Raw genomic sequence first — 14,200 nt, 5'->3', positions numbered from 1 at the left:
GTAGGTCAAGTATACGTACTTAAAAAAGAAGAAGGTGGAAGACATACTCCATTCTTCGATGGATACAGACCACAATTCTACTTCAGAACAACAGATGTTACTGGTTCAATCAAGTTACCAGATGGAATGGAAATGGTTATGCCAGGAGACCACATTGATATGAACGTTGAATTAATCACTCAAGTAGCTATGGATGAAGGATTAAGATTCGCTATCAGAGAAGGTGGAAGAACTGTAGGTTCAGGAGTTGTTACTAGCATAATCGAGTAATAATTTCTATAATATAAATTAAATAAAAATGTGATCACATTCAGAGAGTAAGGGGACGCCTTTGCTCTCTTTTTATTATGTAAAAGCCAATATAATATAAAATATAAAAGAATATATTGAGTATGTAGTTGCAATTTAATAAGTTGAACATTTAATAAAATTAATATATTAAAGAAATTCAAATAAAATATTTAAATTTCTTTGTAAATGATTAATATATTGCAATAGGTTAATAATCATAATAAGGAATAAAGTTCGGCAAAAATTACAAGAAAAAATATGTTGATAAAATATAAAAACAAATATAAAATATATTTGCAAAAGGAATTATATTTGAAAAATATTATTCGAATATACTTTAAATTTTATCAAAAAAGGCCAAAAAACTCTTGAAAAGGCTATTTAAACATAGTATAATAAAGAAGTTGTATAGCAAACAGCGATGAGTCAGGAGGTTGCCGGACTTCCGGGTTAATTCTTGATGAGTATGTTAGGATCTAGAATCCGACGACAGGGGTTTTGTAAAACCATGTGATTAAGTATGAAACACGTGGAGCAGTTTATAGAACATCCGCTGTTGTGCGTTAGAAGTAAAGCGTACATGAAAAGGAGGGAAACCAAGATGTCAAAACAAAAAATAAGAATCAGATTAAAGGCTTTTGATCACAATATATTAGATCAATCAGCTGAAAAAATTGTTGAAACAGCAAAATCAACAGGAGCTAAGGTTGCAGGTCCAGTACCACTACCAACTGAAAAAGATGTTGTTACTATATTAAGAGCTGTTCACAAATACAAAGATTCAAGAGAGCAATTCGAAATCAGAACACACAAGAGATTAATCGATATCGTTAATCCATCACCAAAAACTGTTGATGCATTAATGAGATTAAACTTACCAGCAGGTGTGGATATCGAAATAAAGCTATAGTTAATACTTATTAAATAAACAGTTTGAACGGTTATGATTGTTAAACAATCCGCTAATACGTTTAGGAGGTGTAAATACATGAAAAAAGCTATATTAGGAAAGAAAATAGGAATGACTCAAATTTTCGATGCTAACGGAAAAGTAGTTCCTGTAACAGTAGTAGAAGCTGGCCCATGTGTTGTTGTTCAAAAGAAAACTATCGAAAAAGATGGTTATGAAGCAATACAAGTAGGTTTTGGAGACGTTAGAGAAAAATTAGTTAACAAGCCAAAGAAGGGACACTATGCTAAAGCAGGAGTTTCATTAAAGAGAAAATTAAAAGAGTTCAGATTAGAAGATTGCTCAGCTTATGAAGTTGGTCAAGAAATAAAGGCTGATTTATTTGAAGCTGGAGACAAAATTGATGTATCTGGAGTTTCTAAAGGTAAGGGATTCCAAGGTGTTATCAAGAGATGGAATGCTAACAGAGGACCAATGACTCACGGTTCTAAGTTCCACAGAGCAGTAGGTTCAATGGGTGCTTCATCAGATCCATCAAGAACTTTCAAGAACAAGAACATGCCAGGACATATGGGAGCTGTTAACACAACAGTATTAAACTTAGAAGTAGTTAAGGTTATAGCTGAGAAGAACTTAATACTAATCAAGGGTGGTATCCCAGGACCTAACAAAGGTACAGTAGTAATAAGAAACGCAGTTAAAGCTTAATTTCTGTAGAAAGGAGGAAACAGGATGCCTACAGTAGGATTATTTAATCAAGAAGGAAAACAAGTTGGAGATATCCAATTAAATGATAATGTGTTCGGAGTTGAAGTTAACACTGATGCTATGCATCAAGTTGTTGTTGCTTTATTAGCAAACAAGAGACAAGGAACTCAATCAGCTAAGACAAGAGCTGAGGTTAGAGGAGGCGGAATCAAGCCTTGGAGACAAAAAGGAACTGGTAGAGCAAGACAAGGTTCTATTAGAGCTCCACAATGGATCAAAGGTGGTATAGTATTCGCACCAAAGCCAAGAGATTACAGAATGTCAGTGCCAAAGAGCATGAGAAGAGTAGCTATGAAATCTGCATTAACTAGCAAGGTTCAAGACGGACAAATGGTAGTGTTAGAAACATTAGCATTCGAAGCTCCAAAGACTAAGAAAATGGTTGAAGTTTTAAAAGCATTTGATGCAAAGAAAACTTTAATAATAACTGGAGAATCTAATGAAGTACTTTACAAATCAGCTAGAAATATTGCTGATGTACAAATCATGCCAGTTAACAACATCAATGTTTATGATTTATTAAAGTTTGAGAAATTAATCATAACTAAGGATGCTGTATCAAAAATCGAGGAGGTGTACGCATAATGACAAGCTATGATATCATAAGAAAGCCTGTTATCACTGAAAAGAGTATGACTGCTATGGCAGACAAAAAGTACACTTTCATAGTTCAAATTAATGCAAACAAGGTTCAAATTAAGAAAGCTGTAGAAGAAATCTTCGGCGTTAAGGTTGAAAAAGTTCAAACAATAAGAACTATGGGAAAAACAAAGAGAATGGGCGTACATGTAGGAAAGAGAGCAGACTTCAAGAAAGCTGTTATTACTTTAACAGCAGACAGCAAGAATATCGAATTCTTTGAAGGAATGCAATAACGCAAATAAAGCGTATTATTGGTACATAAGTGCCAGAGAAGCTTAAAGTAAGGAGGGAATTTACATGGCAGTTAAAAAGTTTAGACCAACTACCCCATCAAGAAGAGAAATGACAATGGCTACTTTTGAAGAAATAACAACAAGTACACCTGAAAAATCACTTCTTGTTTCTTTAAACAAAAGCGGTGGTAGAAATGCTCAAGGTAAAATAACTGTTAGACACCACGGTGGTGGAGCTAAGAGAAAATATAGAATAATAGATTTCAAGAGAAATAAGGATGGTGTTCCAGCAAAGGTTGCTACAATAGAATACGATCCAAATAGAACAGCATACATTGCATTAGTTGTATATGCTGATGGTGAAAAGAGATATATAATTGCTCCAGTTGGATTAAAAGTTGGAGATGTTATAGTTTCAGGACCAGAAGCTGATATTAAAGCAGGTAACGCTCTTCCATTAAAGAACATACCAGTAGGTACTTTCGTTCATAACGTTGAGTTACAAGTTGGTAAGGGAGCTCAAATGGTAAGATCAGCTGGTACTACAGCTCAATTAATGGCTAAAGAAGGTAACTATGCAACACTAAGATTACCTTCAGGCGAAATGAGATATGTAAGAATCGAATGTAGAGCTACAATCGGTACTGTTTCAAATACTACTAACGATATAATCAATATCGGTAAAGCAGGTAGAAAGAGACACATGGGATGGAGACCTACAGTTAGAGGTTCTGTAATGAATCCTAACGATCACCCTCACGGTGGTGGTGAAGGTAGATCACCAATCGGTAGACCAAGTCCAGTTACTCCATGGGGTAAACCAGCACTTGGATACAAGACAAGAAAGAATAAGAAGTATTCTGACAGATTCATAATAAAGAGAAGAAACGATAAGTAGCATGAAGAGAATCTAAATTTCTCTTCATGGCTTGTCAGCCTATAGATTATGAAGGGAGGCAAATTATAGTGAGTAGATCAACAAAAAAAGGGCCTTTTGTACATGAAGGACTTTTAAAGAGAATTGAAGAAATGAATGCTAGTGGAGATAAGAAGGTTGTTAAGACTTGGTCAAGAAGTTCAACAATATTCCCACAAATGATTGGTCATACAATTGCTGTTCACGATGGAAGAAAGCATGTTCCAGTTTTCGTTAGCGAAGATATGGTAGGACACAAGCTTGGTGAGTTCGCATTAACAAGAACTTACAGAGGACACGATTATGACGAAAAAGCAGCAAGAAAAAGAAAGTAATCCCGGAAAGGAGGAACATAAATGGAAGCTAGAGCTATAGCTAAATATGTTAGAATGTCTCCAACAAAAGTAGGAGTAGTTCTTGATTTAATAAGAGGAAAAAATATTCAAGAGGCTTTCGCTATTTTACAATATACTCCAAAAGATGCAGCTGTTGTTATAAATAAAGTTTTAAAATCAGCTGTTGCTAATGCAGAAAATAATCATGAAATGGACGTAGAAAGATTATATGTAGCAGAAGCATTCGTTGGTGCAGGTCCAACACTAAAGAGATTTAGACCAATGGATCACGGAAAAGCATTTAGAATTAACAAAAGAACAAGTAATATAACACTTGTAGTTAAAGAAAGAGCTTAGAAAGAAGGAGGGAAATCAAGTGGGTCAAAAAGTACATCCTCACGGACTTAGAGTAGGAGTTATCAAGGATTGGGATGCTAAATGGTATGCTTCAAAGAAGAACTTCGCAGACAATCTAATAGAAGATAACAAAATCAGAGAATTCGTAAAGAAAGAACTTTTCTCAGCTGGTATTTCAAAGATTGAAATCGAAAGAGCTGCTAAGAGAGTTAAGTTAAATATATATACTGCTAAACCAGGTGTAATAATTGGAAAAGGTGGAGCAGGAATAGAAGCTTTAAAAGCTAAATTAGCTAAAGTAACTGATAACAAAAACTTATTAATAAATATAGTTGAAGTTAAAAATGCTGAAGCAAATGCTCAATTAATGGCAGAAAATATAGCTGCACAATTAGAAAAAAGAGTATCATTTAGAAGAGCTATGAAACAAAGCATCCAAAGAGCTATGAGACTTGGAGCTAAAGGTGTTAAGACAGCTTGCTCAGGTAGATTAGGTGGAGCTGAAATAGCTAGAACTGAACAATATCATGAAGGAACAATTCCACTTCAAACTTTAAGAGCAGATATCGATTATGGATTTGCTGAAGCTGATACAACTTATGGAAAGATCGGTGTAAAAGTTTGGGTTTATAATGGAGAAGTTCTTCCAACTAAAAAAGTTGAAAAGAAGGAAGAAGTTAACGCATAAGAAAGGAGGAATTAGTCATGTTAATGCCTAAGAGAGTTAAGCATCGTAAGGTACAACGTGGTAGAATGAAAGGAAAAGCTACAAGAGGTAATTTCCTTGCATACGGAGATTTTGGTATTCAAGCTACAACTTGTGGTTGGATAACTAGTAATCAAATAGAATCTGCCAGAATTGCTATAAACAGATATATCAGAAGAGGAGGAAAACTTTGGATAAAGATTTTCCCAGATAAGCCAGTAACTGAGAAGCCAGCTGAAACAAGAATGGGTTCAGGTAAGGGTTCACCAGAATATTGGGTAGCAGTAGTTAAACCTGGTAGAGTTTTATTCGAACTATCAGGAGTTAATGAAGAAGTTGCAAGAGAAGCTATGAGACTTGCATCACACAAGCTTCCTGTAAAGTGTAAATTCGTTACAAGAAGAGATTTTGAGGAAATGGGTGGTGAAGAATAATGAAGGCTAGAGAATTAAAAGAATTAAGAGCAAATAATCCTCAAGATTTAAAGGTTAAATTAAATGACCTTAAGGCTGAGTTATTCAACTTAAGATTCCAATTAGCTACAGGTCAATTAGAAAATCCTATGAGAATAAGAGAAGTAAAAAAATCTATAGCCCAAATCAAAACCATCATAAGAGAAGAAGAGATCAGGGCTTTCGAGCAGTAAATCTGAAAGGAGGTAACTCTTAATGGAAAGAGGATTAAGAAAGAAAAAAATAGGTAGAGTTGTTTCAGATAAAATGGATAAGACAATAGTTGTTGCTGTTGAAACTAAGGTTAGACACCCATTATATGGAAAAACAGTTAATAGAACAACTAAGTTTAAAGCTCATGATGAAAACAATGAAGCTAAAATGAATGATAGAGTTTTAATTATGGAAACTAGACCATTATCTAAAGATAAGAGATGGAGACTTGTTGAAATAGTTGAAAAAGCTAAATAGGCTTTAAGACTGAAAGGAGGGTAATTCAATGATACAACAACAAACCTTACTAAAGGTAGCAGATAACTCAGGTGCAAAGGAAATAATGTGCATAAGAGTTTTAGGCGGATCAAAGAGAAAGTTCGGTAACATTGGAGATGTAATAGTTGCTAGCGTTAAAAGTGCAACACCAGGCGGAGTTGTTAAAAAAGGAGACGTTGTAAAAGCTGTTATAGTTAGATCAGTTAGAGGATTAAGAAGAGCTGATGGTTCATACATTAAGTTTGATGAAAATGCAGCTGTTATTATAAAGGATGATAAGCAACCAAGAGGAACTCGTATCTTCGGACCAGTTGCTAGGGAGCTAAGAGATAACGAATTTAACAAGATTTTATCATTAGCACCTGAAGTTCTATAATAGAGGAGGTGTCTCATTTGAAGGTACATGTTAGAAAGAACGACACAGTTGTAGTTGTTTCAGGTAAAGATAAAGGAAAAACTGGTGAAGTTTTAAAAGTAAATCCTAAAACAGGCAAAGTTATTGTTCAAGGAGTTAATATAGTTAAAAAGCACCAAAAGCCAACTAGAGCTAATGCTCAAGGTGGAATAATTGAAAGAGAAGGAGCTATATACAGCTCAAAAGTTATGTTATACTGCACAAAGTGTAAAAACGCTACAAGAATTAGTAACAAAATCTTAGAAGACGGTACTAAGGTTAGAGTTTGTAAGAAGTGTGGAGAAACATTCTAGAATCTGAAAGGAGGTACTAATTATGACAACAAGACTTCAAGAGAAGTATCAAAAAGAAGTAATTCCAGCTATGATTGAAAAGTTCGGATATAAAAATATAATGGAAGTTCCAAAGCTTGAAAAGATAGTTATCAACATGGGAGTTGGAGAAGCTAAGGACAATCAAAAAATATTAGAAGCTGCAGTTAATGATTTAAGCATAATTGCAGGTCAAAAGCCAATCTTAACTAGAGCAAAGAAATCAGTTGCTAACTTTAAGATAAGAGAAAACATGGCTTTAGGATGTAAGGTTACATTAAGAAAGGCAAAGATGTATGAATTTGCTGATAAGTTAATGGCTATTGCTCTTCCAAGAGTTAGAGATTTCAGAGGAGTTTCAAGCAAAGCTTTTGATGGTAGAGGAAACTACTCACTAGGAGTAAAAGAGCAATTAATATTCCCAGAAATTGAATACGATAAAATCGATAAGGTTAGAGGAATGGATATTATCTTCGTAACAACAGCTAACACTGACGAAGAAGCAAGAGAATTATTAAGATTCCTTGGTATGCCATTTGCTCAATAATAAGGAGGGAAAACCGTGGCACGTAAGGCTATTATTGAAAAGTGGAAAAAAGAACCTAAATATAAAACAAGAGCTTATACAAGATGCAGAATATGTGGAAGACCACATTCAGTATTAAAGAAGTTCGGTATTTGCCGTATATGTTTTAGAGAACTTGCTTATAAGGGTCAAATCCCTGGTTGTAAGAAAGCAAGTTGGTAAGAAACTGATGTAGTGAAAGGAGGCACATTAAATGGTTATGACAGATCCTATCGCAGATTTGCTAACACGTATTAGAAATGCAAATGCTGTAAGACATGAAGTAGTAGAAGTTCCTTCATCAAATATGAAGAAGGCTGTTGCAAATATATTATTACAAGAGGGATATATTAAAGAATTAGAGGAATATAACGATGGTGTTGTTCCAATGTTAAGAATATCTCTTAAATATGGCGCAGATAAAGAAAGAGTTATAACTGGTATAAAGAGAATATCTAAACCAGGACTAAGAGTTTACTGCAAGAAAGATGAAATTCCAAAGGTACTAAGTGGACTAGGAATTGCTATAATATCAACTTCAACTGGTTTATTAGTTGATAGAGAAGCAAGAAAAGCTGGATTAGGCGGAGAAGTAGTTTGCTACGTTTGGTAATTTCCAAAGTAGAAAGTAACTAGATTAACATATATCAGAACAAGTAAAACAGGAGGTGCGATTATGTCAAGAGTAGGTAGATTACCTATAGCTATACCTGCAGGCGTAACTGTAGCTGTTTCAGCAGATAACGTTGTTTCAGTTAAGGGTCCAAAGGGCGAACTTGTTAAAGCTATGAATAAAGACATGAATATAGCAGTTGAAAACAACCAAGTTGTTGTAACTAGACCTAGCGATCAAAAAGAGCACAGAGCTCTTCATGGTTTAACTAGAGCGTTAATCAACAACATGATAATCGGAGTTGAAAAAGGATTTGAAAAGAGCTTAGAACTAATTGGTGTTGGTTACAGAGCTCAATTACAAGGTAAGAAGCTTGTAATGAACTTAGGATATTCACATCCAGTTGAAATAGAACCAATCGAAGGTGTAACTTTCGAAACTCCAGCTGCAACTAAAGTTGTTGTTAAGGGTATCGATAAGGAAAAGGTTGGAGCAGCTGCGGCTGATATAAGATCATGGAGAAAACCTGAACCATATAAGGGTAAAGGAATTAAATATGATAACGAAGTAATCAGACGTAAAGAAGGTAAAACTGGTAAGAAATAATAGAAAGGAGTGAAATCTTTATGTTCAAAAAGGTAGACAGAAAAGCTAGTAGAGAAAGACGTCACCTAAGAGTACGTAAGAAAATTTCTGGTACTCCTGAAAGACCAAGACTTTCAGTATATAGAAGTGAAAAAAACATATATGCTCAAATTATAGATGATGTTAATTCAGTAACTTTAGTTTCAGCTTCAAGCTTAGATAAAGCATTCGATGCAAAAGCAGGTGGAAACAAAGAAGCGGCTAAAATGGTTGGTGAATTAGTAGCTAAGAAGGCTTTAGAAAAAGGAATTTCAGAAGTTGTATTCGACAGAGGTGGATACGTATATCACGGAAGAGTTCAAACTTTAGCTGAAGCTGCAAGAGAAGCAGGCTTAAAATTCTAATAAACAAGGAGGGAAATACATGAGAATCGATCCTAGCACACTAGACCTTAAGGAAAAGGTTGTTAACATAAACAGAGTAACTAAGGTTGTTAAGGGTGGTAGAAACTTCAGATTCAGCGCTTTAGTAGTTGTAGGTGACGAAAACGGACACGTAGGCGTTGGAATGGGTAAGTCAATAGAGATCCCAGAAGCAATTAAAAAAGGAATAGAAGACGCTAAGAAACATTTAGTAAGTGTTGCAATAGTTGGAACAACTGTTCCTCATCAAATATATGGAAAATTCGGAACTGGTAAGGTTCTTATAATGCCAGCTAAAGAAGGTACAGGGGTTATCGCTGGAGGTCCAGCAAGATCCGTATTAGAATTAGCAGGATTAAAGGATGTTAGAGCTAAGTCATTAGGTTCAAACAATCCTAAAAACATGGTTAATGCTACAATTAACGGTTTAGCAAGCTTAAGAACAGCTGAAGATATAGCTAAATTAAGAGGCAAAACTGTAGAAGAAATTTTAGGTTAGGAGGGAAAAGCAATGGCAAAGATTAAAGTTACTCTAGTAAAGAGTTTAATTGGAAGAAAGAAAGACCATATTGCTACTGCACATGCCCTTGGACTTAAAAAGATCGGTAAGACAGTAGAACATGAAGAAACTCCTCAAATCAGAGGAATGATCAACAAAGTTGACTATCTACTAAAAGTAGAAGAAGTTTAATAAGAGGAGGTGCATTGAGTAATGAAACTTCATGAATTAAAACCAGCAGCAGGAAGTAAGAAAGCTCCAAAGAGAGTTGGTAGAGGTACTGGTTCAGGTTTAGGTAGAAATGCCGGAAAAGGTGAAAAAGGCCAAAATGCTAGATCAGGTGGTGGAGTGAGACCAGGATTTGAAGGTGGTCAAATGCCATTATACAGAAGACTTCCTAAGAGAGGATTTACAAATATATTTGCTAAACAATATGTTAGTATCAATGTTGATAGATTAAATATATTTGAAAATGGAACAGAAATAACACCAGAAGTTTTACTTGAAAGAAGAGTTATCAACAAAGTAAAAGATGGAGTTAAGATTTTAGGAAATGGGACATTAGAGAAGAGCCTAACTGTTAAAGGATGTAAGTTCTCAAAATCAGCGGCTGAAAAGATAGAAGCAGCTGGAGGAAAAGTTGAGGTGATTTAGTATGCTATCAACCCTACGTAATGCCTGGAAGGTTCCCGAATTAAAAAAGAGATTTATATGGACTATATTTTTAGTTGCAATTTTCAGGATAGGAACGCATATTCCTGTTCCTGGAATTAGCACAAATGTACTAAAAGATTTAGCTAGTAGTGGAACTATATTTGGTTTCTATGATTTATTATCTGGTGGAGCATTTAGACAATTTAGTATATTTGCTTTAAGTGTAACACCATACATTAATGCTTCGATAATAGTTCAATTATTGACTATAGCAATACCATCTTTAGAACAACTTTCTAAAGAAGGGGAAGAAGGCAGAAAGAAGATACAAAAGATAACGAGAATATTATCAATAGTTATAGGATTTATTCTTGCTTTTGGAACATATAGTATGGTTGCAGCAAAGGGTGCAGCAGTTGGAATGCAATGGACTGGAGTCCTTGTTGTATTAGTGGCACTAGTTGCAGGCTCAACATTCTGTATGTGGTTAGGTGATCAAATCACAGCTAAAGGTTTTGGAAATGGTATATCCATATTAATATTCGTGAATATAGTATCTCAGTTACCAATAACTTTAATGTCATTATTTACATTAAAGGATCAAGGAAAAATTACTATAATAGAAATTTTACTATTTGTAGTTTTTGCAATTGTATTATTAGGAGTAGTAATATTCTTCTCATTAGCAGAAAGAAGAATTCCAGTCCAATATGCTGGTAAAGCTGTTGGAAATAAAGTTATGAGAGGACAAAGTACTCACATACCTTTAAGTATAATTGGATCAGCTGTTATAGCAATAATTTTTGCTATGTCAGTTATGATGTTCCCTAAAACAATTGCAGAATTCTTTCCAAATTATGACTGGGCAATATGGATAACAAGTAATAAGTATAGTATATTTAATGAAAAGACATGGATGTATCCAGTAGTTTATTCAGTATTAACTATTTTCTTTACTTGGTTCTATACACAAATCACATTTAAACCTGATGAAATGGCAGAAAATCTGCATAAGTCAGCTGGATTTGTACCAGGAATAAGACCGGGAGATGCAACTGAAAAGTATTTTGAAAAAGTACTTACTAAAGTATCATTAGTTGGAGGAGTATTTGCTGCTTTACTAGCAATACTACCAATATTAATTTCAAATACACAATTACAAGGAATTCAGTTTGGTGGTACATCATTATTAATTATGGTTGGGGTTGGCCTTGATTTTTCAAGACAATTAGACTCACAATTAGTAATGAGACATTATCAAGGGTTCTTAAAATAGATTAATAATGGAGATGATGCCCGTGAAGATAGTATTATTAGGTCCTCCTGGAGCAGGAAAGGGAACACAGGCAAAATCAATTAGTAATAGATACTCAATACCACATATTTCTACTGGGGATATTTTTAGAAAGAATATTTCTGAAAACACTCCATTAGGTGTAGAAGCTAAGAAGCACATCGATAAAGGACAGTTAGTACCAGATGAAGTTACTATTAATATGGTAAAAGATAGACTGCAACAAGATGACTGTAAAAATGGCTACTTATTAGACGGGTTCCCAAGAACAGTTAATCAAGCAGAAGCACTTCAAGAATTTCTTTCTGAAAGAAATGAAAATCTTGATACAGCTTTACTAATTGAAGTACCTACTGGATTTATATTAGAAAGAATGACAGGTAGAAGAGTGTGTCCATCATGTGGAGCTAGCTATCATATAAAATTTAATCCACCAACTATTACAGGAAAATGTGATGTTTGTGGAAGTGATATAATCCAAAGAAAAGATGATACAGAAGAAACTGTATCTGAAAGACTTGATGTGTATGAGAGACAGACACAACCACTGATTGATTTTTATAAAGAAAGAAACTTACTTTCAATTGTAGACGGAACAAAAGCTATTAATGAAGTATTCGAAGGTATCTGTAATATCTTAGGGAGCGTTGAATAATGATAATCATTAAAAACAACAAAGAAATTGACCTAATGAGATCAGCAGGTAGAATAGTAGCAGAAACGTTACTACTAGTTGAAGAAAAAGTAAGACCAGGAATAACTACTGCTGAAATAGACAGGATAGCAGAAGAATTTATAACTAAGCATGGAGCAAAGCCTTCGTTTAAAGGGCTATATGGTTTTCCAGCTTCACTATGTATATCTGTTAACGAGCAAGTAGTTCATGGGATCCCAGGAGGTTATGTATTAAAAGATGGAGATATTGTTAGTGTAGACTGTGGCGCTTATCTTAATGGCTTTCACGGAGATGCTGCAAGAACATTTGCAGTAGGAAATGTTAGTGAAGAAGCTAATAAGTTAATTAAAGTAACAGAACAAAGTTTCTTTAAAGGCATAGAATATGCTAAGGTTGGCAACAGACTTACTGATATATCACATGGAATACAAAGCTACATAGAAGCTTCAGGTTTCGCTGTAGTAAGAGATTTCGTAGGACACGGTATAGGTAGAGTTGTACACGAAGATCCAGACGTACCTAATTTTGGTAAGCCTGGTAGAGGGCCAAAGTTGGCTCAAGGAATGGCTTTAGCCATTGAGCCTATGGTTAATTTAGGAAGCTATAAAGTTAAAACATTAAATGATGACTGGACTGTAGTAACTAGTGATGGAAGTCTATCGGCACACTACGAAAATACTATTGTAATTTTACCAGATGGACCCGAAATATTAACACTGATTAAATAAGTGTTGCTTAGTTATAAATTCGCATGATACCAAAAGGTGGCTTGTAGATTTATGGCTAAGGTAATCATCGAGGTGAAAAGTTTGCAAAACAATGACTTAATTGGGAAAATGGTTCTTTCAAAAACAGGAAGAGATAAAAATCATTTATATGTGATAATAGGTCATTTAAGTGATGATTATGTAATTCTTAGTAATGGGAGCACTAAAACAGTTCAGATGCCTAAAAAAAAGAATTTAAAACATATAAATGTTTTAGAGGATGTAGATGATGAGATTAAAGCATCTATCATATCAAAAGATAGAGGTACTGATTTAAAAATAAAAAGATTTCTAAAACTTAAAGGCATTGTTAAGGAGGGTTGATTACCTTATGTCAAAAGATGATGTAATAGAAATGCAAGGTACAGTACTAGAATCACTACCAAATGCTATGTTCCAAGTTGAACTAGAGAGTGGTCACAAGATTCTAGCACATATATCAGGAAAATTAAGAATGAACTTCATAAGAATTCTACCAGGAGATAAGGTTACAATAGAACTTTCTCCATACGATCTAACAAGAGGTAGAATTACATGGAGAGCTAAATAAAGGTAGTAAAAGACTACCATGAAGTTTTACAAGGAGGGTTAGCTATGAAAGTAAGACCATCAGTTAAGCCTATTTGCGAAAAGTGCAAGATTATAAGAAGAAAAGGAAAAGTAATGGTTATCTGTGAAAATCCTAAGCACAAGCAAAAACAAGGCTAATACAATCAAAGTATAGGCAAAAAAGTATTATTTTACTATGTAAAATTTATTGACTTTTCACTTAAAGTCAAATATGATTATATAGGCATTTAAATAAGCGGATAAATTTTAGGTGCGGCTGACAGTAGAGCTATCCTCTACTGACCTAGGATTTTATATATAAAATACACACATATAATTAAAGTTGTATGCATTTCAATATCAGGAGGTGTAAGTTTTAATGGCAAGAATTTCAGGCGTAGACCTACCAAGAGAAAAAAGAGTTGAAATAGGTCTAACATATATATACGGTATAGGACTTTCTACTTCACATAAGATTTTAGCAGAAACAGGAGTTAATCCTGACACAAGAGTTAGAGATCTTACAGAAGAAGAAGTAACAAAAATCAGAGAATACGTAAAGACTTTAACAATTGAAGGTGACTTAAGAAGAGAAGTTGCTTTAAATATTAAAAGATTAGTAGAAATTGGATGTTACAGAGGAATAAGACATAGAAAAGGTCTTCCAGTTAGAGGTCAAAAGACTAAGACTAACGCAAGAACTAGAAAAGGTCCAAAGAAAACTATCGCAAATAAGAAGAAGTAGTGA

The 14,200-nt window shown here is 34.3% G+C and carries 29 protein-coding genes; all 29 read left to right on the top strand.

Annotated elements, in window-relative coordinates; genetic code table 11:
• Window positions 1-270, top strand: a 270-nt coding sequence (locus tag J2Z25_RS08255) for an EF-Tu C-terminal domain-related protein (RefSeq protein WP_483413792.1), incomplete at its 5' end; no start/stop codon positions are given.
• A 622-nt stretch (window positions 271-892) separates the two neighbouring features.
• The gene (rpsJ, locus tag J2Z25_RS08250; protein ID WP_008681195.1) at window positions 893-1,201 is read left to right on the top strand and encodes a 30S ribosomal protein S10; all 309 of its coding nucleotides are present in this window, start codon (window positions 893-895) and stop codon (window positions 1,199-1,201) included.
• A 78-nt stretch (window positions 1,202-1,279) separates the two neighbouring features.
• Window positions 1,280-1,909: a 50S ribosomal protein L3 gene (gene rplC, locus J2Z25_RS08245; RefSeq protein ID WP_008681194.1), complete on the top strand. Its 630-nt coding sequence runs from the start codon at window positions 1,280-1,282 to the stop codon at window positions 1,907-1,909.
• A gap of 24 nt (window positions 1,910-1,933) precedes the next feature.
• Window positions 1,934-2,554, top strand: coding sequence for a 50S ribosomal protein L4 (gene rplD / locus J2Z25_RS08240; protein WP_008681193.1), 621 nt, complete (start codon window positions 1,934-1,936; stop codon window positions 2,552-2,554).
• Window positions 2,554-2,844, top strand: a complete 291-nt coding sequence (gene rplW / locus J2Z25_RS08235) for a 50S ribosomal protein L23 (RefSeq protein ID WP_008681192.1) — start codon at window positions 2,554-2,556, stop codon at window positions 2,842-2,844. The genes rplD and rplW overlap by 1 nt, the downstream gene beginning before the upstream one ends.
• Before the next feature lie 64 nt (window positions 2,845-2,908).
• Complete coding sequence (gene rplB, locus J2Z25_RS08230; RefSeq protein ID WP_142691647.1) at window positions 2,909-3,742, top strand: 50S ribosomal protein L2; 834 nt, start codon at window positions 2,909-2,911, stop codon at window positions 3,740-3,742.
• 68 nt (window positions 3,743-3,810) lie between these two features.
• The gene (gene rpsS, locus J2Z25_RS08225) at window positions 3,811-4,095 is read left to right on the top strand and encodes a 30S ribosomal protein S19 (protein WP_008681189.1); all 285 of its coding nucleotides are present in this window, start codon (window positions 3,811-3,813) and stop codon (window positions 4,093-4,095) included.
• 21 nt (window positions 4,096-4,116) lie between these two features.
• Window positions 4,117-4,452 carry a 50S ribosomal protein L22 gene (gene rplV / locus J2Z25_RS08220; protein WP_008681188.1) on the top strand — a complete coding sequence of 112 codons (336 nt, stop codon included), beginning with the start codon at window positions 4,117-4,119 and terminating at the stop codon, window positions 4,450-4,452.
• Between the two features lie 19 nt (window positions 4,453-4,471).
• The gene (rpsC, locus tag J2Z25_RS08215; RefSeq protein ID WP_008681187.1) at window positions 4,472-5,140 is read left to right on the top strand and encodes a 30S ribosomal protein S3; all 669 of its coding nucleotides are present in this window, start codon (window positions 4,472-4,474) and stop codon (window positions 5,138-5,140) included.
• Window positions 5,141-5,157: 17 nt separating this feature from the next.
• Complete coding sequence (gene rplP / locus J2Z25_RS08210) at window positions 5,158-5,592, top strand: 50S ribosomal protein L16 (RefSeq protein ID WP_008681186.1); 435 nt, start codon at window positions 5,158-5,160, stop codon at window positions 5,590-5,592.
• Window positions 5,592-5,804: a 50S ribosomal protein L29 gene (gene rpmC / locus J2Z25_RS08205; RefSeq protein ID WP_008681185.1), complete on the top strand. Its 213-nt coding sequence runs from the start codon at window positions 5,592-5,594 to the stop codon at window positions 5,802-5,804. The genes rplP and rpmC overlap by 1 nt, the downstream gene beginning before the upstream one ends.
• 22 nt (window positions 5,805-5,826) lie before the next feature.
• Window positions 5,827-6,081 carry a 30S ribosomal protein S17 gene (gene rpsQ / locus J2Z25_RS08200; protein ID WP_008681184.1) on the top strand — a complete coding sequence of 85 codons (255 nt, stop codon included), beginning with the start codon at window positions 5,827-5,829 and terminating at the stop codon, window positions 6,079-6,081.
• A 28-nt stretch (window positions 6,082-6,109) separates the two neighbouring features.
• Complete coding sequence (rplN, locus tag J2Z25_RS08195; RefSeq protein WP_008681183.1) at window positions 6,110-6,478, top strand: 50S ribosomal protein L14; 369 nt, start codon at window positions 6,110-6,112, stop codon at window positions 6,476-6,478.
• A gap of 17 nt (window positions 6,479-6,495) precedes the next feature.
• Window positions 6,496-6,810 (top strand): 50S ribosomal protein L24, encoded by a 315-nt coding sequence (gene rplX / locus J2Z25_RS08190; protein ID WP_008681182.1) that lies wholly within the window; start codon window positions 6,496-6,498, stop codon window positions 6,808-6,810.
• Between the two features lie 22 nt (window positions 6,811-6,832).
• Window positions 6,833-7,375 (top strand): 50S ribosomal protein L5, encoded by a 543-nt coding sequence (gene rplE, locus J2Z25_RS08185; protein WP_008681180.1) that lies wholly within the window; start codon window positions 6,833-6,835, stop codon window positions 7,373-7,375.
• Window positions 7,376-7,390: 15 nt separating this feature from the next.
• Window positions 7,391-7,576 (top strand): type Z 30S ribosomal protein S14, encoded by a 186-nt coding sequence (locus tag J2Z25_RS08180; RefSeq protein WP_008681179.1) that lies wholly within the window; start codon window positions 7,391-7,393, stop codon window positions 7,574-7,576.
• Between the two features lie 31 nt (window positions 7,577-7,607).
• Window positions 7,608-8,006, top strand: coding sequence for a 30S ribosomal protein S8 (rpsH, locus tag J2Z25_RS08175; protein ID WP_008681176.1), 399 nt, complete (start codon window positions 7,608-7,610; stop codon window positions 8,004-8,006).
• A 63-nt stretch (window positions 8,007-8,069) separates the two neighbouring features.
• The gene (gene rplF / locus J2Z25_RS08170; protein ID WP_008681175.1) at window positions 8,070-8,612 is read left to right on the top strand and encodes a 50S ribosomal protein L6; all 543 of its coding nucleotides are present in this window, start codon (window positions 8,070-8,072) and stop codon (window positions 8,610-8,612) included.
• Window positions 8,613-8,632: 20 nt separating this feature from the next.
• Window positions 8,633-8,995, top strand: coding sequence for a 50S ribosomal protein L18 (gene rplR / locus J2Z25_RS08165; protein WP_008681173.1), 363 nt, complete (start codon window positions 8,633-8,635; stop codon window positions 8,993-8,995).
• Window positions 8,996-9,014: 19 nt separating this feature from the next.
• The gene (gene rpsE, locus J2Z25_RS08160) at window positions 9,015-9,512 is read left to right on the top strand and encodes a 30S ribosomal protein S5 (RefSeq protein ID WP_008681172.1); all 498 of its coding nucleotides are present in this window, start codon (window positions 9,015-9,017) and stop codon (window positions 9,510-9,512) included.
• A 12-nt stretch (window positions 9,513-9,524) separates the two neighbouring features.
• Window positions 9,525-9,704 (top strand): 50S ribosomal protein L30, encoded by a 180-nt coding sequence (rpmD, locus tag J2Z25_RS08155; protein WP_008681171.1) that lies wholly within the window; start codon window positions 9,525-9,527, stop codon window positions 9,702-9,704.
• A 21-nt stretch (window positions 9,705-9,725) separates the two neighbouring features.
• A complete protein-coding gene (gene rplO / locus J2Z25_RS08150; protein ID WP_008681170.1) occupies window positions 9,726-10,166 on the top strand; it encodes a 50S ribosomal protein L15 in 441 nt (146 codons plus the stop codon).
• A gap of 1 nt (window position 10,167) precedes the next feature.
• Entirely contained in the window at window positions 10,168-11,442 is a 1,275-nt protein-coding gene (gene secY / locus J2Z25_RS08145; protein WP_008681169.1) for a preprotein translocase subunit SecY, read from the top strand.
• 22 nt (window positions 11,443-11,464) lie between these two features.
• Window positions 11,465-12,115 (top strand): adenylate kinase, encoded by a 651-nt coding sequence (locus J2Z25_RS08140; RefSeq protein ID WP_008681168.1) that lies wholly within the window; start codon window positions 11,465-11,467, stop codon window positions 12,113-12,115.
• The gene (gene map, locus J2Z25_RS08135; RefSeq protein WP_008681167.1) at window positions 12,115-12,864 is read left to right on the top strand and encodes a type I methionyl aminopeptidase; all 750 of its coding nucleotides are present in this window, start codon (window positions 12,115-12,117) and stop codon (window positions 12,862-12,864) included. Before J2Z25_RS08140 ends, map begins: the two co-directional genes overlap by 1 nt.
• Before the next feature lie 51 nt (window positions 12,865-12,915).
• Window positions 12,916-13,227, top strand: coding sequence for a KOW domain-containing RNA-binding protein (locus J2Z25_RS08130; protein WP_008681166.1), 312 nt, complete (start codon window positions 12,916-12,918; stop codon window positions 13,225-13,227).
• A gap of 7 nt (window positions 13,228-13,234) precedes the next feature.
• A complete protein-coding gene (gene infA, locus J2Z25_RS08125) occupies window positions 13,235-13,453 on the top strand; it encodes a translation initiation factor IF-1 (RefSeq protein WP_008681165.1) in 219 nt (72 codons plus the stop codon).
• Between the two features lie 44 nt (window positions 13,454-13,497).
• The gene (rpmJ, locus tag J2Z25_RS08120; RefSeq protein WP_016205879.1) at window positions 13,498-13,611 is read left to right on the top strand and encodes a 50S ribosomal protein L36; all 114 of its coding nucleotides are present in this window, start codon (window positions 13,498-13,500) and stop codon (window positions 13,609-13,611) included.
• 220 nt (window positions 13,612-13,831) lie between these two features.
• Window positions 13,832-14,197 (top strand): 30S ribosomal protein S13, encoded by a 366-nt coding sequence (rpsM, locus tag J2Z25_RS08115; RefSeq protein WP_008681163.1) that lies wholly within the window; start codon window positions 13,832-13,834, stop codon window positions 14,195-14,197.
• Window positions 14,198-14,200 lie beyond the last annotated feature (3 nt).

This window comes from Clostridium tertium, from assembly GCF_017873245.1.
GTDB lineage: Bacteria > Bacillota > Clostridia > Clostridiales > Clostridiaceae > Clostridium > Clostridium tertium.
Note: the sequence above shows the minus strand (reverse complement) of the source record. Positions and strands in the feature narration are given on the sequence as shown.

Bases quoted from the DNA above. Each gene is read 5' to 3' on its own strand.
- rpsQ (WP_008681184.1), top strand. From the start codon at position 5,827: ATGGAAAGAGGATTAAGAAAGAAAAAAATAGGTAGAGTTGTTTCAGAT.
- rpsM (WP_008681163.1), top strand. From the start codon at position 13,832: ATGGCAAGAATTTCAGGCGTAGACCTACCAAGAGAAAAAAGAGTTGAA.
- rpmD (WP_008681171.1), top strand. From the start codon at position 9,525: ATGGCAAAGATTAAAGTTACTCTAGTAAAGAGTTTAATTGGAAGAAAG.
- rplR (WP_008681173.1), top strand. From the start codon at position 8,633: ATGTTCAAAAAGGTAGACAGAAAAGCTAGTAGAGAAAGACGTCACCTA.
- rpsH (WP_008681176.1), top strand. From the start codon at position 7,608: ATGGTTATGACAGATCCTATCGCAGATTTGCTAACACGTATTAGAAAT.
- rplE (WP_008681180.1), top strand. From the start codon at position 6,833: ATGACAACAAGACTTCAAGAGAAGTATCAAAAAGAAGTAATTCCAGCT.
- rpmC (WP_008681185.1), top strand. From the start codon at position 5,592: ATGAAGGCTAGAGAATTAAAAGAATTAAGAGCAAATAATCCTCAAGAT.
- rplW (WP_008681192.1), top strand. From the start codon at position 2,554: ATGACAAGCTATGATATCATAAGAAAGCCTGTTATCACTGAAAAGAGT.
- infA (WP_008681165.1), top strand. From the start codon at position 13,235: ATGTCAAAAGATGATGTAATAGAAATGCAAGGTACAGTACTAGAATCA.
- rplN (WP_008681183.1), top strand. From the start codon at position 6,110: ATGATACAACAACAAACCTTACTAAAGGTAGCAGATAACTCAGGTGCA.
- rplV (WP_008681188.1), top strand. From the start codon at position 4,117: ATGGAAGCTAGAGCTATAGCTAAATATGTTAGAATGTCTCCAACAAAA.
- rplC (WP_008681194.1), top strand. From the start codon at position 1,280: ATGAAAAAAGCTATATTAGGAAAGAAAATAGGAATGACTCAAATTTTC.
- rpsJ (WP_008681195.1), top strand. From the start codon at position 893: ATGTCAAAACAAAAAATAAGAATCAGATTAAAGGCTTTTGATCACAAT.
- rpmJ (WP_016205879.1), top strand. From the start codon at position 13,498: ATGAAAGTAAGACCATCAGTTAAGCCTATTTGCGAAAAGTGCAAGATT.
- rpsE (WP_008681172.1), top strand. From the start codon at position 9,015: ATGAGAATCGATCCTAGCACACTAGACCTTAAGGAAAAGGTTGTTAAC.
- rplO (WP_008681170.1), top strand. From the start codon at position 9,726: ATGAAACTTCATGAATTAAAACCAGCAGCAGGAAGTAAGAAAGCTCCA.
- J2Z25_RS08130 (WP_008681166.1), top strand. From the start codon at position 12,916: ATGGCTAAGGTAATCATCGAGGTGAAAAGTTTGCAAAACAATGACTTA.
- rplF (WP_008681175.1), top strand. From the start codon at position 8,070: ATGTCAAGAGTAGGTAGATTACCTATAGCTATACCTGCAGGCGTAACT.
- rplB (WP_142691647.1), top strand. From the start codon at position 2,909: ATGGCAGTTAAAAAGTTTAGACCAACTACCCCATCAAGAAGAGAAATG.
- secY (WP_008681169.1), top strand. From the start codon at position 10,168: ATGCTATCAACCCTACGTAATGCCTGGAAGGTTCCCGAATTAAAAAAG.
- rplD (WP_008681193.1), top strand. From the start codon at position 1,934: ATGCCTACAGTAGGATTATTTAATCAAGAAGGAAAACAAGTTGGAGAT.
- rplP (WP_008681186.1), top strand. From the start codon at position 5,158: ATGTTAATGCCTAAGAGAGTTAAGCATCGTAAGGTACAACGTGGTAGA.
- map (WP_008681167.1), top strand. From the start codon at position 12,115: ATGATAATCATTAAAAACAACAAAGAAATTGACCTAATGAGATCAGCA.